Source organism: Flammeovirga agarivorans (assembly GCF_012641475.1).
GTDB classification, from domain to species: Bacteria; Bacteroidota; Bacteroidia; order Cytophagales; family Flammeovirgaceae; genus Flammeovirga; species Flammeovirga agarivorans.
In genome coordinates, this window is record NZ_JABAIL010000002.1 from 1,076,975 (window position 1) to 1,092,511 (window position 15,537).

Annotated in this window: 13 protein-coding genes; 1 reads left to right on the top strand and 12 read right to left on the bottom strand. The window is 35.1% G+C overall.

The features are described 5' to 3' along the window. The first annotated feature begins 322 nt into the window (after positions 1-322). The gene (locus HGP29_RS09070; protein WP_168882047.1) at positions 323-1,477 is read left to right on the top strand and encodes a BamA/TamA family outer membrane protein; all 1,155 of its coding nucleotides are present in this window, start codon (positions 323-325) and stop codon (positions 1,475-1,477) included. Positions 1,478-1,518: 41 nt separating this feature from the next. Here HGP29_RS09070 and HGP29_RS09075 read toward each other — a convergent pair whose 3' ends face one another. The 12 genes from HGP29_RS09075 to HGP29_RS09130 form a co-directional block, all read right to left on the bottom strand. Next, a complete protein-coding gene (locus tag HGP29_RS09075; protein ID WP_168882048.1) occupies positions 1,519-2,910 on the bottom strand; it encodes a PKD domain-containing protein in 1,392 nt (463 codons plus the stop codon). Between the two features lie 175 nt (positions 2,911-3,085). Further along, a complete protein-coding gene (locus HGP29_RS09080; protein WP_168882049.1) occupies positions 3,086-3,553 on the bottom strand; it encodes a hypothetical protein in 468 nt (155 codons plus the stop codon). Between the two features lie 37 nt (positions 3,554-3,590). Beyond that, positions 3,591-4,061 carry a hypothetical protein gene (locus HGP29_RS09085; RefSeq protein ID WP_168882050.1) on the bottom strand — a complete coding sequence of 157 codons (471 nt, stop codon included), beginning with the start codon at positions 4,059-4,061 and terminating at the stop codon, positions 3,591-3,593. A 136-nt stretch (positions 4,062-4,197) separates the two neighbouring features. Then, positions 4,198-5,946: a glycoside hydrolase family 9 protein gene (locus HGP29_RS09090; protein ID WP_168882051.1), complete on the bottom strand. Its 1,749-nt coding sequence runs from the start codon at positions 5,944-5,946 to the stop codon at positions 4,198-4,200. Positions 5,947-6,030: 84 nt separating this feature from the next. Next, positions 6,031-7,131: a BamA/TamA family outer membrane protein gene (locus HGP29_RS09095; protein ID WP_168882052.1), complete on the bottom strand. Its 1,101-nt coding sequence runs from the start codon at positions 7,129-7,131 to the stop codon at positions 6,031-6,033. Continuing rightward, positions 7,132-7,701: a hypothetical protein gene (locus tag HGP29_RS09100; protein ID WP_168882053.1), complete on the bottom strand. Its 570-nt coding sequence runs from the start codon at positions 7,699-7,701 to the stop codon at positions 7,132-7,134. Continuing rightward, on the bottom strand, positions 7,701-9,161 hold the full coding sequence (locus HGP29_RS09105; RefSeq protein ID WP_168882054.1) for an alginate export family protein: 1,461 nt from the start codon (positions 9,159-9,161) through the stop codon (positions 7,701-7,703). Before HGP29_RS09105 ends, HGP29_RS09100 begins: the two co-directional genes overlap by 1 nt. Positions 9,162-9,164: 3 nt before the next feature. Beyond that, on the bottom strand, positions 9,165-9,935 hold the full coding sequence (locus HGP29_RS09110) for an NAD kinase (protein ID WP_211093236.1): 771 nt from the start codon (positions 9,933-9,935) through the stop codon (positions 9,165-9,167). A 50-nt stretch (positions 9,936-9,985) separates the two neighbouring features. Next, positions 9,986-10,195: a hypothetical protein gene (locus HGP29_RS09115; RefSeq protein WP_168882055.1), complete on the bottom strand. Its 210-nt coding sequence runs from the start codon at positions 10,193-10,195 to the stop codon at positions 9,986-9,988. An 81-nt stretch (positions 10,196-10,276) separates the two neighbouring features. Next, positions 10,277-11,911 carry an MFS transporter gene (locus HGP29_RS09120; protein ID WP_168882056.1) on the bottom strand — a complete coding sequence of 545 codons (1,635 nt, stop codon included), beginning with the start codon at positions 11,909-11,911 and terminating at the stop codon, positions 10,277-10,279. Positions 11,912-11,924: 13 nt separating this feature from the next. Beyond that, entirely contained in the window at positions 11,925-14,033 is a 2,109-nt protein-coding gene (locus HGP29_RS09125; RefSeq protein ID WP_168882057.1) for a CehA/McbA family metallohydrolase, read from the bottom strand. Positions 14,034-14,132: 99 nt separating this feature from the next. After that, a complete protein-coding gene (locus HGP29_RS09130) occupies positions 14,133-15,518 on the bottom strand; it encodes a diaminopimelate decarboxylase family protein (protein ID WP_168882058.1) in 1,386 nt (461 codons plus the stop codon). Positions 15,519-15,537: the final 19 nt, after the last annotated feature.

Genomic DNA, 15,537 nt, shown 5'->3' on the forward strand with positions numbered 1-15,537 from the left:
AAAGTATTAATTCAATTGAACAATCGTTCGACTAACAACGTAAAAAACAATACACTATAATACTATACTATTTATATAATTAATAATAATCATGAAATCTATATTTTCTAATTGTATTAAAATTGCTTCATTATCATGTAAGGCCATTGTCATCTCCTTTGATATTATGTCCCATCATCAAAAAAGAATTCAATCACAACAAAATAAATAAACACATTTAATGCCTTTTCTAAATCACGAAAAGGCATTTTTTATCTCTAATAGTTGATTATCTTTATACTTCCTCTTTATCATTCATTTTGCCTAATTGTTTTACTTCAATATGAACAAAACTTTCTTTCTTCTGTGTATACTGTTAGTGGCGACGACGCTTATCAAAGCACAAAGCAAATTTCAAGAATATTTTATCGATTCCACCGACCATGCTATTGATGTAAGTGGTTTTCTAAATGCAGGGTACGGCTTCTTACCTGTTCCAATTGTTATCACCGAACCTGCTGTAGGTTTTGGTGGAGGACTTGCTGGTATCTACTTCCATGGTAATCAAAAAGAAAGAGTAGTAGAAGAAGGGGAAAACAACTTTGAAAACAGTAAAAACCTACCACCAGTATTAACAGCAGTTGCTGGCATGTATACAGAAAATGGAACTTGGGTAACGATGTTAGCGCACCAAGGATCTTACCTTAATGACCGGTTAAGGTATACAGGTGCTTTGGGCTATATGAACATTAACCTTACATTTTATGGTGCAGGACTTATTTCTGAAGATAAATATGCTTTCAACATGAAAGGGTTTCTTACTTTTCAGGAATTTTTATTTCGACCTGTTGCAAAGCTTCCTTTTTTCACTGGATTAAACTATGTGTACTTCAATAACAATATTACCTTCGATACGCAAATTCCAGAAGTAGAACCCCTACAGGATGAAACCAACCTTGGAGGAATGAATATAGTAGCCATGTGGGATACTAGGAATAATACTTTTACACCTTTTAAAGGGATAATGACTGCTACTGAGTTTGGTATTTTTGCCAAAGCATTAGGCGGGGATAACGACTATTGGAACTTTAGTCACCGTACTTATTTCTATCAACCGATCGTTAAAGAAAAACTCTTCTCTGGTTATAGAGTAAAGTTTGATAGCAAATGGGGAGACAATGTTCCTTTTTATGAATTACCATTTGTATCATTAAGGGGTATCCCTGCTTTGAGGTATCAAGAACATAATGCCTTAACACTAGAAACAGAATGGAGGTGGCAAGTCTTTAAAAGATGGAGTGCTGTAGGATTTGTAGGAGCAGGATTTGTTGCTCCAAAAATTAATGCTTTCGACTTTGGAGATCCTAAAGTTGCTGGAGGTGGCGGATTCCGATACCTAATAGCTAGTGATTATGGTCTCCATGCCGGTATAGATGTGGCAAAAGGCCCTGAAATTTGGGCTTGGTATTTAACCATTGGTAGTAATTGGTTTAGATAAAAAAAAGTTCACTTGGTAATAATTACCAAGTGAACTTTTTTTTATTTATTGACCTGAAATATCAATTGGTTGATCATCACTTCTACATTAGGAGCAATATCTTGTTGAGAAAAATAAAGCAAGTGATTTTTCCCATTCTCATTAGAAGTTGATTCTACAGCTGCATCAAAAGTATTTTCTTCCTCTTCAATAATTCTTAAACCGAAAGATTCTATACCATCAGGGTTCGCTTCCAAACTTATTTGTGCTCCATTAGTTTCATCAGTAACCACAAATGTATTTGAAGAATTCAACGCGATCACTTCACCTTTCTTAATAGAAGACTCATTCAATTCGAAATAGATACCGACTGCTGACGTAGCGCTATTATTCTCTTCATCGCCAATATATATGAACCTTTTATCTCCTTCTACAAAAGAACTTACTTTAGAAGTCTCTGTTAATGGACCATTCTCCGACTGAGAAAAATATAACGATTTAGACCCCGTAGGAATACCATCAGAACTTGTTGCTTTTTCTACTGTAGCTCTATTATAGGCTTGCTCTTCAACATCAAAAATAATTGTCTCCTGAATATTCTTGTAATAGGTTAATGATAGTCCGTCTTCAGATTTTTCAAATAACTCTAGATCTATACTAGGAGTAACAATTATCTCATTAAAATCCTTGTTTAATTTATTTACGAGGTTATTAGACTGAACAAACACACGGACCATATTCGTTGTATTTTCCAATCGTATTGTTGGTTTTTCAACTTTTCTTGTATTCAATTCAACTGTGTACTCAGAAGGTTGATCATAAATATCAACAAATCTAATTTTGAAATAGTAAGTGCTCTCTGAAGCTAAATTATTAACATCAAAGCCTTGAGAAGGTTCTACCTTTACTTCTTCCCCAATTGCTCCTATTTCAATACCTCTTAATGGGTTTAATAACTGGGTAAATGCTTCATCAGTTGCCAAACTAACATACATTTCCTTAACATGATTAGGTTCAGAACCTTGAACATATTCCCAATTTAATGAGTAATCCCATGCTCCTGCTTCCAATTGATTGAATTGAATTTGAATACCATTCTCATTTACCTCTTCGCCAATTGTAACATCATATGTTACTGAAGATACTTCTTGATCAATGGCAATATCAATCATTTTTAATGTGACAATATATTCACCAGGAGTTTCATAAGTATGAGATACGTTGATATTATTATCAGAGGTAAACTCTTCAGAATCTCCCCAATTCCACTTATAATCAACCTCAGCTGGCGGATTCTCTGATCTATTTTCTAAAACTAATTCTAATGCATTATGATCTATTCCACTTAAGGTAGCTTGAGCTTTAGCAGGTAAATTTGCCTGTGGCTCATCTTTTGAACATGAAAATGCGAAAATTGATAGAACACCAACAATAAAGTATAGTATATGTTTCATAAACAACAATAGTATTTTTTGTAATTGTAAACTGTAGTAGTAACATTGTATACGACTTCAATAAAATAAATGTTGTTTAAATTCTAACTTTTATTTAAAATACATTGATCTATATCAAAAAAATGGACACCTACCTATTGTAAGCGTCCATCTTTTATTATCAAATTAAGTTCTCTTAATTCAAGTTTGAACTAATTGCTAAATCGACTGTATGTTTTGCCGCAGCATGTTGGTTATCTTCTACTTGAAGAATCACTTGATATCCACCTGGCTTCAGATTATTCAAATATTCCATAGGAACTTCAACGTTCACATATTTTGCTCCTTTAACATCTAAATATACTTTGCCAGATAGCAAAATATCATGTGCTTCAAATTCTTCTTGGTCTTGTGGTGGTAATGCCAAATTGACGATATTTTCATGCCCTGCCAAAGTAGGGAATGTAACTATTAAGTTTTCTACTTGATTAGGCACATGTACATCAAAAGAAATACCTCTTGTGAAATTACCTTGTGCAGTAGATATACCTATGGTCTTACAATTAATTGTAGGTGAATTCTTCGGTGTTGGGTTATCTTTAGAACAAGACGACGCAAAAACTAAAGTGAATAAAGTAAGTACTGAAATTAGAATCTTTTTCATAGTAATAATGATAAATGGTTAAATGATATCTTAAGCGTTATTTTGAAATAATATTTACATATAAATCGATCTGTTTAAATGTGTTTTTCTCATCTAAAACGGCAAATGTTACAGAGTGTCTACCTTCCTCCCATTCATTTAGAACATCAGGATTTAAGTAAACTACAGCCTCATCATTTCCTTTTACATTCATGTACGTTCTGTTTCTAAGTAAACTGCTGTGTACTTGCTCTTCGAAATGAGATTTTGTTTTTTCTGCTAGATTTATCTGTAAATAATCGTTCTTGTAAGGCATCTCTACATCCAAAGAGACAATCTTACCAGGAACATATATTGTTGTAATTAGGGTGTCTTTTACTTGTCCTTTAATTAACCTTGGTTCACTTCCATGAGAAAATTCAAATGATGTACTTTTTGGTACTACACTGTTGATATTTCTTCCTCCACAAGAGGTGAAAATGAAACCAAAGCATAAACCCAATACGATATTTATTATTAATCTTTTCATGACTTTTAAGGTCTACATTGAACAAAGAGAGTTTGTAATAATAGTAACGGCTTTGTTATTCAATCGTTCGAACTATTTAATTTCATTAAGAAAAAGACTTATGGGTTTGAAGTCTTTTTCTCACTTATTTATGAGTTTATTTCTTTTTCTGATTAAAATAATTGTTGATTCCAGACATCATATACACAAAAGATGCGTTCCAATTAATTGCAATTTCATTGGTCGAATAACTACACTCCTCATCAATATATTTTGTCGCAGGTAAATTTGAAGAATAATTACAACCATCATGATTACTATTATTTTGTGGTCCTCCAATTAAAAAACCTGGTACAGGCTCTTTGATACCATCTGCAGATGACAACCTATGATGAGGGTTCATCGGGTATTTTTTACCAAAACCAGTCAAGAAACATAAGTCTAATGCATTTCTTCCCAAAATGTAATCCGATAATGCTACTGTAGCTTCTAAGTATTTTTTATTTTTTGAAATGGTATAAGCATTCAATAATAACATCCCTTGGTTACTAGCCACGCTATTAGATCCCCAAACGAAATCACTTTCTAATTGTCCCATGGATACTTTCAACGGCGATTGCTCATATTCTTTTATCAAAGCATTGGCTTTCTTCAGTACGACATTCTCCACGTAATTAAGATCTGCCTTTGGTAAAGTTTTTAATTCCTTTTGATGAAGTAATAACGAGTATACTGGTAAATAAGAAACATTACTCCAAGATTGTACTTGGTTATACTTTCCTTTCTTCCAATCTACTTTTTCATAATATTTCTCCTCACCTGTTAAAATATAAAGTTCGACTGCAGCCCAATTAAACTCGTCTGCTAAGTACTTGTCGTCATATGCACCCGTCGTAATTTTAGGAGAATACTGTTCGTTCAGTTTATTCTGATCATAGATTATATTATTATTCTCTAATGCCCATTGATAAGCTGCTACGGCTGCACTCGTATATTGTTGTTTTAGGTCTTTATTGAATTTTCCCAGAGTTCTAGCGGCCACAGACATCACCGCAGAAAAGTCTAATGCTGCAGCAGTTGTTTTCTGAATAACATATCGAGGATTCTTTTGAGCATGATCGGGCATTACAAAACCATCAAAATTAGCATTGGTCAGCTTGTGGTATACTCCTCCATCCACGGGGTCTTGCATATCCATCATCCAATCCAAATTCCATTTTATTTGATCCAAATAATGCGGTAAAGTACTTTCCTCTTTTGGTATACTATAATCTAATTGATTCAAAGTAGTATTGTATTGCTCATAAGCTAATAACATGCTGTATGTTGTAATCCCTGAGTTAACAATATACTTGTTATAATCCCCAGCATCGTACCACCCTTTTGGTGCAGAAATAGTGGTCGATGGATCTTGACCATTTCTTAATGCAGAAGGATGAACCAATACTTTGGTGTCATCATGACCTCCATTTCTGGCATATTTAGTATCAAATTTTTCCAAGATAGGAGAAGAGCATCGATGTAAATAGAAAGCATGAATACTAGCTAATAATGAGGTTTCTCCTGCATTTTCTACAATTTCGAATGGATAAGAAGCCTGTTCTCCTTCCAATTCGATAATATACTTTCCTTCTTTTTTAATGGAAGAAGCATCGATCATACCATAACTTTCCTCTGAATACTTCCAACGTCCAATATCTGTAGTTGTTCCTTTAAGTACCACCTTGCTTAAATCTTCAGATAGAATCTTAAATTTCTTTGGACTGTTTGTTTTGACTGTAATTATTTTTTTAGCATTAGGATAATACCCCACTTGATTAAATAAGTAAAGGTGTTCCTGAGCACAAATATTCGTTATAAATAAAAGTTGTACGAATACAGTGATAATAAGGTGTTTTGACTTCATAAGTAGTTCACGATAAAGTTGTCATTAGTTTTCCTTGCAATTTGATCAATTATCGCGATATTTTTGATGACAAGCCTTACATTTTTAAAAGGCCTCACCCAATGTGATATACAAACCTTTATTGTAATCTGTTACACTCCAAGCAAAATCAATTCTGACATTCGTTGGATCTTTTCTATTGATATTAAACCTTAATCCACCTCCTAATGCAGCCTTTAGGTGTTGAAAATCCTGGAATTCATCAAATACAGTTCCGGTACCGACAAAAGCAGTAGCACCAAATCTTCCTATAATATTCTTTCTGAATTCGGCTTGTAACTGTATGGCATGGTCATCACGAAATCGTCCTAATTCATATCCTCGTAAGATCTGTTTTCCTCCAATCATAGAAAGCTCATGAAACGGAACATCGCCAAAAGTGGACTTAAAAAGTAGATGATAAGCCAATACATTCTTTCCGTCATTTGTTAAATCATGATATCTCCTTCCATCTATTTCTAAGGTAAAAAAGGAACCTTTATCCATTAAGCTTTTATAGAAAACAGCCGCTACATCTAGATAGTAATTTTTAGTAGGAGTTAAAATACTGTTTCGCTTGTCCCACATAAATACAGGGCCAATTCCTAAATAACTACCACCATCTGCATAAGGTAATTCTGGTGGAGGTTCAATGGCTTCACCAGAGTCTTTTTGGTAAGAGACATCAAAAATATTGATAGATCGTATTCTTGCTCCCATAAATATTTTGGGCTGGATCTGTTTCAAAAACCTTTCTTTAAATTCAATTGAATGATACTCTGCATTTACCCATTCTTCGTTTGGGCTATCTGGGCCTAAGCGATATAGTTTTTCAGGTGTTTTTTTATATTCAAAAATTCCTTTGAAATAATATTGTTCATGATTGGTCAAAATCGTATGCTCGGAAGACAAATAATTTTGCCCTTTATACGAAGACCCGTAATAGATATTGATATTTGAAGGCCTTGTGTTGTGATCTTTTCTATCAAACTTAAACTGATACAACAAGTATAACCCCAACACCACATCAGTTCTTGGACTGTAAGTAAATGTAGGGGAAGGTAAGATATTATTCTTATACACTTTTTGTTCTACAGAATCTACTTGTGCTTTTGACAAAGTGATACTTAAAACAAAAAGAAAAATATGTACACAGATGGATTTCATCTATTTTTTACCTTCTAATATTTTTTCGTACTGTAGCAGTAATCGTTTTTCTGTCATTAATGTATTTTCAATGAAATAGTCCATTTGACCCAATTTCTCTCTCTCTGTCAACAATTGCATTCCTGTAAATGAGTGCTCCATAAACTTTTCTATAAAATTTAGATAAAGAGCCTGCATTTTATAGAGTGAATTATATTTAGAAAGTTTCTCCAATTTTATATAGGTCACCGCTCCTGAAATTTGAGCCGTTTCCCATGCTGTATCTTCTATCAACTCAAATTCTAATGACAAATCATTATCGACATTCACAGTATCTAATTCTTCTTCAATTACTTTTATCAGATGTCGGATCTTTTTTTGGGTTGCTTCATGTCTAGTGATTAAAGAATCCATCTTGTCATGGTTTTCTTTTACTTCTAACAAGATATCATGGGTTGCTTTTTCAGCTAATACACTATGCTCGTGATTACTCCACATAGTATCGATAAATAAGGCGAACATCACCCCAAATAATACAGAGAAGAACTCCTTAAAATACTTTTGATTGATTTTTACTGGTCTTTTATCCATTAAAAGGTAAACTGTGTTGTAAGCATAAAGAAATGTTGAGTATGTGCATTTCCTGATTGTGTTTCCCAGAAATACTGTCCAGGAACCCAAAAATTATAAGTTGCACAAATCTCCCAATGTCGGTTTAAAGTAATCACTGAGGACAATTGCATAGAATCGCCTAAATCTCTAGAATTACTTTCCCCTGTTCTTAATATACCATTTGATGTGTTATAAACCGCATCATTTAAGCTCGACCTTTGAAAATTCCAATAGGTCAACCTCGATTTTACAATATTGAAAACAGTAAAATCAACATTTGCAGAAATAGATGTCAGATTTTTTCTATCCATCGCTCCATGTTCACCAAAAAATTGAGCGACTTGTGGAAAAAGTGGATTGAATGTTCCTAGGGTATTGTCTCCTTTGTTTTGATCTCCCGAAGAATAATCAAATCCTACCCATACATGAGGTTGAAGTGGTACTTTAGGAAAAGAGACACCAAACTCTGTTGTGATTGAGTAGGCACTAATGTTTTGATCTCCGAAGGAACCAAATTGATACATCGCTTCTACTTCATAGTTAAAGATTCTTTTGATAGGACCCGCAAGTAGAAAACCCGCTGTATACCTTTGTTCATTGGCAGTTCCTTCTTCATAAACAGCATTATTTCTATGTAAACCATAGAAGTAAGGTTCAAAATAGGTACGATCAAAAGAAGACCAACTTGGCACTCCAAATCCAGCAGTTGTAGAGTAAGCGACATCCATAGATTCATACCTTACTCCCCAAAATGTTGTATTCTCATCTCTTGTTGTGTATCCATCTGGAACAGGAATGACAGGTTTGCTCACAAAGGCAACAAGCTTATCACTTTTATTACCCACATAAAACCCTGCCCCATCAAAAGAACGTCTTGTAATAAGCCAGTTTCCTGGTGAAAGTAACCTTTCATGCCCGCCTTGAAGTTCTCTTCTACCTGCCCATACACCCATAAATGTATTGTTATAGAGATCAAATCTATATTCTGCAAAGAGATTTAAAAAAGCACCATCAGTTACGGGTGTTCCTGCTCCTAAACGGTCGCTATTATCTTTGGTAGTATTGGAATAAATACCTTCGGCAAATACTCTAAAATTGTCTCCAAAGTGAATGTCAGCATGTGCCCTTGTTCTAAAAGTGAACAATCCAGAATTCTGAGACATAAACTCTTCATTTACTGTAGGCATGTAACGTAATCTTACTTGTCCACCAAAAGAAGCCCATATCTTGTGATTATTAGAAAGGGGTACATTCTTGATTAAATCAGACCAATCTTGTGCTCTTGATCTTCTTTCTGACCAATCATCTAATTTCCAATTTTCTTTATATCGACGATCCTGATAACTTTCCAAAGGCCAAGAAAGACTATCCTGTCCTTCTGAAAAAAGTGGAATCAAAAAAATCAGAAGGAAACAAATATTCCATTTAGAGTTTACCATGAATTAGATACTAAACTGTTCTAACATTATTCTATCTTCTAAGGATTGATCTTGGTCAAATAGTAGGTGTCGTGTATCTTTTTTGTCTTGCCAAACTTTAGCATGAACTGCATTCTTTACTTCTTTAGAATCGGCCGCAGCTCCAATAGGGCGTTTGGTAGGATCTAAGTTTTTAATTTCGATCGTTACATCGTTGGGTAATAATGCCCCTTTCCATCTTCTAGGTCTAAAAGGCGAAACTGGTGTGAGTGCTAATAAATTTGCATTCAGTGGAATAATAGGGCCATGAGCAGAGAAGTTATATGCTGTACTTCCTGCAGGGGTAGCCACTAAAACCCCATCTGCATTTAAATGTTCTAAAGTTACTTTTCCATTCACAGAAATTTGAAGATTAGCACTCTGACCAGAATATCTAATCACGGATACTTCATTGTATGCTTTATAATGAAAATGCTCACCTTGATCATCTTCAATATCTACTGAAATCGGGCATAGATGAACATCTTGCGAGTGATTAATTCTTTCAAGTAAATCAACATCATCTTTATACTCATTCAATAAGAATCCTAATGTACCTCGATTCATACCAAAAATTGGTTTATCTAAATGAGGATAAGTATGCAGAACCTGTAGTAGGAAGCCATCACCGCCCAAGGCTACAATTACATCTGCATCTTCAGGAGAATGGTTCTCATGTTTTGCTAATAATAAATTATAGGCCTCTTCTGATTTTGGACTTCCTGACTTTAAGAATGCTAATTTTTGATATTTCATAATAAGTTTTGAATGAATGGATTGAATGGATCGTATTATTTAAAAATTGTTTATTCTTCGTACAACATTTCAAATGCTACATCAGCAAAATGTTGTTCACCTAGGCTTGTTTTTACAATAACGAGCGGGTACTGATGCCAATCTTCTACATAGACTTCTTCGATCTCTCTAGATTCATCTCCTAAAAATGGAGCTCCAATAATAAATTCTTTTTTCTTGCCATCTGTATCAATGATAGATACTCCTTTGAATGTTTTCATTAGTTATCTGAGATTTTTTGTGAAAAAATATACTATCATAAGCCTAAAGAAATACATCCAAGGCTTATGATACGGTAGTTATTATGCTGTAGTCTCTTCTTCAGTTGCACCTAGTTTTTCACCAGGTAAAAAGAAACTCAGGAGTAAAGAAATCACAGTGAAAATACTTACTATTAAAAACGTATCTTGGAAAGCTTTTTCCGCTGAGTTATTCACTATCTCTTGGTAAGCTGCCTTTGTTTTTTCCGGTAAGTTTTCTTCCACCCAAACTTTTTCTTGCTCTGGAGTTATTTCCATAAAGGTATCTTCCAGTTCTATGATAATTTCTTCTTTATCTGTAGAAGAAAGTTGTAACTCTTCAGTAGTCTCATAACCATCTACCATATTTGAATAGACAGAACCAAATAAGATAGATCCAGCAAAGGCTATTGCAAATCCTTGCCCTACAATTTCTTTCATCGTTTCAGACAAACCTGAAGCTTCTCCATCTTGTGATGAAGGTACTTTGATCATCGTTAATGTTGCAATTTGAGCCATAACCAATCCACAACCAATACCGAAAACTAAGGCTCCAGATGCTGTAGAAGTCCAACTCATATCTACTGATGCTTGTTGAGTCAATAAGAATGATCCTCCCAAAATGATAATGAAACCAACGATCACAATTAGTTTTGGAGAAATTTTCTCCCCTAAACTAGCGGTTCCAAAAGCTGTGAATGCCACACCAATTGAAATGGGTAAAGTGGTTAAAGCTGTATCAAATGAATCTAACCCTGCAGCTGATTGTACAAAAACTGAGACTGTAAATAATACGGCTGCAATTAAGAAGTACAATAAAGCTTGAACGGTCATACCAATTGAGAATGGAATGTTCTTTAAGATAGAAGCACTTAATAATGGAGTTTCTCCTTTAGCTGTTAACGCTGCTCCTCTCTTGAAGAAAATGACTAATAAAATAACAGCAATCGCATACATGATAGGTACAATCGATAACCCACCTAAAGGAATTACTGTTCCTCCAATTTCAAACGGTCGCTTTTCCATTAACCATCCAAACTCTGATGCCATTGTTGTTGCGATCAAGAAAGTACCGAAAGCAATAACAGATAGGAATACAGATACAATATCAATTTTGATTGAAGAATCTTTCTCCGTTTCAGGCAATGTAAATGCTGCAATGACGGTCAAAACACCAAATGCTGGCGATAAACCTAAAGCTATTCTCCATGATACAATCGAAGCTAAATAACCTACTACTACTGGTGCCAATGCTGAAATAATTGATAATACTGCACCATATATTGCGAATGCTGAAGCTCTTTGAGCTCCTTCGTAGAAGTACATAATCAAGGCAATGGACGTTGGAATAACCATCACCATACCGAAAGGCCAAATTAATGCCCAAGCGATACTGAAAATTGTAGAATTGGGTGCTAGAACCACAATTGTTAAACCAATGGTATAGATTATAGAACCAATCAAGAAAACTTTCTTCTTCCCTATTTTATCACCTAATCTACCCGCTGTCACCATTAATGTTCCTGCGATCAATGAAGCAGATACAATCACCATCTGCAATCCAGAAACCGACCAATTTAATTCCTGTACAATTGGTCCAATCAATACGTTAATACTAAAGGATGTAATGTACATCATCACCATCGATAAGATGATTACGATTAACGGTTTCCAATTCATTTTTTCTTGTGTGCTCATTTGTTTAGTTCATTTATGGTCTCACAGTTTCTTTCTTTCTATTGATATAAAACTCTTTGGTCTGATCGATCCATGTTCTTAAATAAGGACGAAAAGCATCCAGCATTTCTTCGGTACGATCAGGACTTTCCCAAGCTTCATTATCATGACGTTCATACTTCATTTCCTTCACTTGATCCATTCTTTCGATCAGCATATCAATAATCTGAGGTGCTTTTTCTTTCGACCAAGTAGGTTGACCGTCTACTTCTATATAGATTGGTGAAGTATGGGCTTGGATTCTTTTGGTGAAGTCACTTTGGAACACAATATCATGTGCTTTCTCACCATGCACTTTTATCGCTATCCAACAGCTTTTATCTGCCGGTAATTCTAAATCAATATCTATTTCTTTTTGTCCTTTTTCTAGTTCGATCTCCTTCACTACATCACCATTAACGATGATACTTGCATACTTCAGTAAATCCCAACTAGGAACAATATATCCTTTTGCTTTGATTGATAAATTCTCTCCTTTCTTCACTTTTAAAGTAGATCCAATATCTTGACCATTCACATTGAAATCGATCATAGGACCATTAGAAACGAAAGACTTTCCTTCTTGTAATGATTTGTTCCAATTATCAGGTGTAAACTCATCTACCTTCACATAAGTTCTAACTGCCCCTGGCAATGACATATAAGGCCAATCGGATCCAGCAGCTGCACTTAGTTTAAAACCTAAGTTTAAGAAAGCATACCAATCATTTAGGTTAAGTGAGTGATATTGGAAAATTTCTACGAAGTCAATTTCATTTTCAGGCGCCAACATGGCCAAAGCAATATTTTGTTGGAACTGTGCAAAGTCCATATGTGCTACTCCAAATACACCACCTTGTTTATGCACTTCTTTTGATACTTTATCATAATGGAAATACTCATCAGGGTAACGGACAAATTCATTTTGTCCCATTGCCAATACATGACCTAAAAAGTCTGTTCTTGGATCTTCTTGCCCCGAAGCGATGAAGTAATCTTTTTCTTTGTATTGTCCTTCTTTACCCCAAGCATATTGATCAAAATGAGTAGTTACCGAATTACCCAAAGCATACAGCCAATGCATATGTAAATCTGCAGCTCTTGCATGAGCGATTTGATTCGGGTTTGCAGTTGCATTCTGTCTTGAAAAGTGGTTATGTACATCTCCAGAGTACCAACCTTTAGAAGGCATATCCAATACATGTTCTAGATGAATATTGATCGGGTTTTCTTTGCCTTCTTTAATTTCGATTTCTTTTTGAAGTATGGGATATTCTGGTCCTTTCATCACTACCAGAGTATACTTACCTGCTGGTATATTTGCCTGATAGAAACCATCCACATACATCGTATAGTGATTCTTATTTGGCCAGTTAATCTGATCTAGTTCTTCTCTGATTTCAACAGATCTTACTTTTGTTTCAAAAAACTGTAGTTCAATAGCATTTTCAGTAGGAAGTGGCATTCTTCCTGTGGCATCATACAAACCGATTTGAGCAGCAATTCTTTCTTTTGATTTCTTTTCAAAGATATTTAGCTGAAGATTACCTGTAGGATTATGGTTAGCTGCTTTCCCTATCAATTCGAACTGAATATCTCGAATAAAAAGTAGCTTATTTGACATATCTAATCCTGCTGAAATAGCGAAATCCGTTTCACTATAACCTCTATTTGCAAAACGAGCTCGGTCTAATACAAATTCATAGGTTTGCCACCCCTTTGTGCCTTCTGGAATCTCCACCCTATGTACCGATTCTACTACGCCATTTCTATCATAAGCATAGAAAAACTCATTTAAATTACTTGCATTCAACTCAACAGTAACTTTTACTTGTTGATCAATATCAAATGCAAACTGATCTGCAATACTAAATCCTAAGGCGATACCATAAAGTATTTTTTCTCCTCCTTCTTCCTTTACACCTGCTCTTGATGGATCGTTATCCACACGTAATCCCATAGTTTGGAACACACCTGTAGCAATGGTTTTATCAATCTGACTTGTGTGCCAGTCTAACTCAAAAGTTCCTGAAGCATTATCAGGATGGTGAGCAAAAGCGGGCAATGTCAGCAACCAACATAAACTTAGTAGTATTTTTTTCATTCTCTTCTTAGTAGTAATCAAATAGAGAGGTTATTAAGACATCAATAGCCCAGAACATATGTCCTGGGTTAATGATGTTTTCATAGCATATTTTTCGAATTAGATATCTTTCAATCTTTCTGGTACAACGTGTCTTGAGAATACCTCTTCTTGCGTCTCCGGCGTTTTCACCCACTCTACGGTATCTCCTTTGACCATCACCATTCCTGGGCGAGGTAAAGCATTAAAGTTACATGTATAAGGCTCGATATATGAACCTGTATTTAAGAAAGCTAGTGTATCTCCTTTTTCTAATTGAGGCATTTTGTACTGTTCTGCCAAACAATCATAGTTACAAGTAATACCAACTACATCAACAGGAGTATCATATGTTTTATCAGCTTTGTTACATGCTACCAAATCAAATGGAGGAACAACGTTCAAACCACCAACACTTAAAAAAGTCTCTGATGTATCTGTTTCAGCCCATTGATAATCCATACCATTTGCCGTCTCGTGTTTCATGTTATGTACCTTGAATAAGTGGATACCACTTTCATTGTACATCGCGCGACCCGGCTCGATTTCAAGAATCACACCGTCAGAAGAAAGACCAATTGCTTTCATTCCATTTCTGAAAGTTTCAGTAATTACTTTCGCAAAATCTTCCATATGAGGTGTTTCGTAATCTGTTACTGCTACTCTAGATTCTTTATCCATTTCAGCAGGGAAACCACCACCAACAGATACAATTTCAGGTGACCAGTTATTACCAATACCATCATGGATTTCTTTGATCATATCTACAACTGATTGTACTAATGATTGCCAGAAAATTGGCTTCTTAGAGTGACGGCCCGCATGAGTATGAACTCCTACTAATTTTACATTTGGACAATCTGAAAATTGAGGTAACATTTCTCTTACTTCCGATGTAGGGATACCATACTTTACAGTTTGAGTCATCTCACGAATCAATCGAGCTGGGAAGAAATCTGATGGCTCATCCAAGTCTTTCATGTAAGGCTTGATACGTAACATCACATGTGCTTCTTTACCTAATTCTTTTGCAATTCTTTCACATGTCCCCAACTCATCCTTGTTGTCCAAAACGATATGAATACCTAGATCAATCGCTTTACGAATGATACTATCAGGTTTGATAGAACCGTTTACAGCAATATCTTCGTAAGGCACACCTCCTCTGATAGCTGTTTCCAATTCACCAGCACCAAAAGTATCACATCCACAACCCGCTTTTGTAAGTACTCTTCTTACTGCAACTGTTGGGTTTGCCTTCACCGCTGCCATTACTCGAATACGCCCTTCAGGGTAAAACTTCTGGAAAGTATCTTGGAAGGCTAAATAGTTTTTTACTAAAATATTTTCTGATACAACAAATAAAGGAGTACCAAACTTTTCAGCAATTTCTACAGTGTTAACGTCTTCGATGTATAAATCACCATCCTTCACGCTTAACAACGGATTCATTTTGATATCACTCATGGTCTTTTGTATTTAAAGT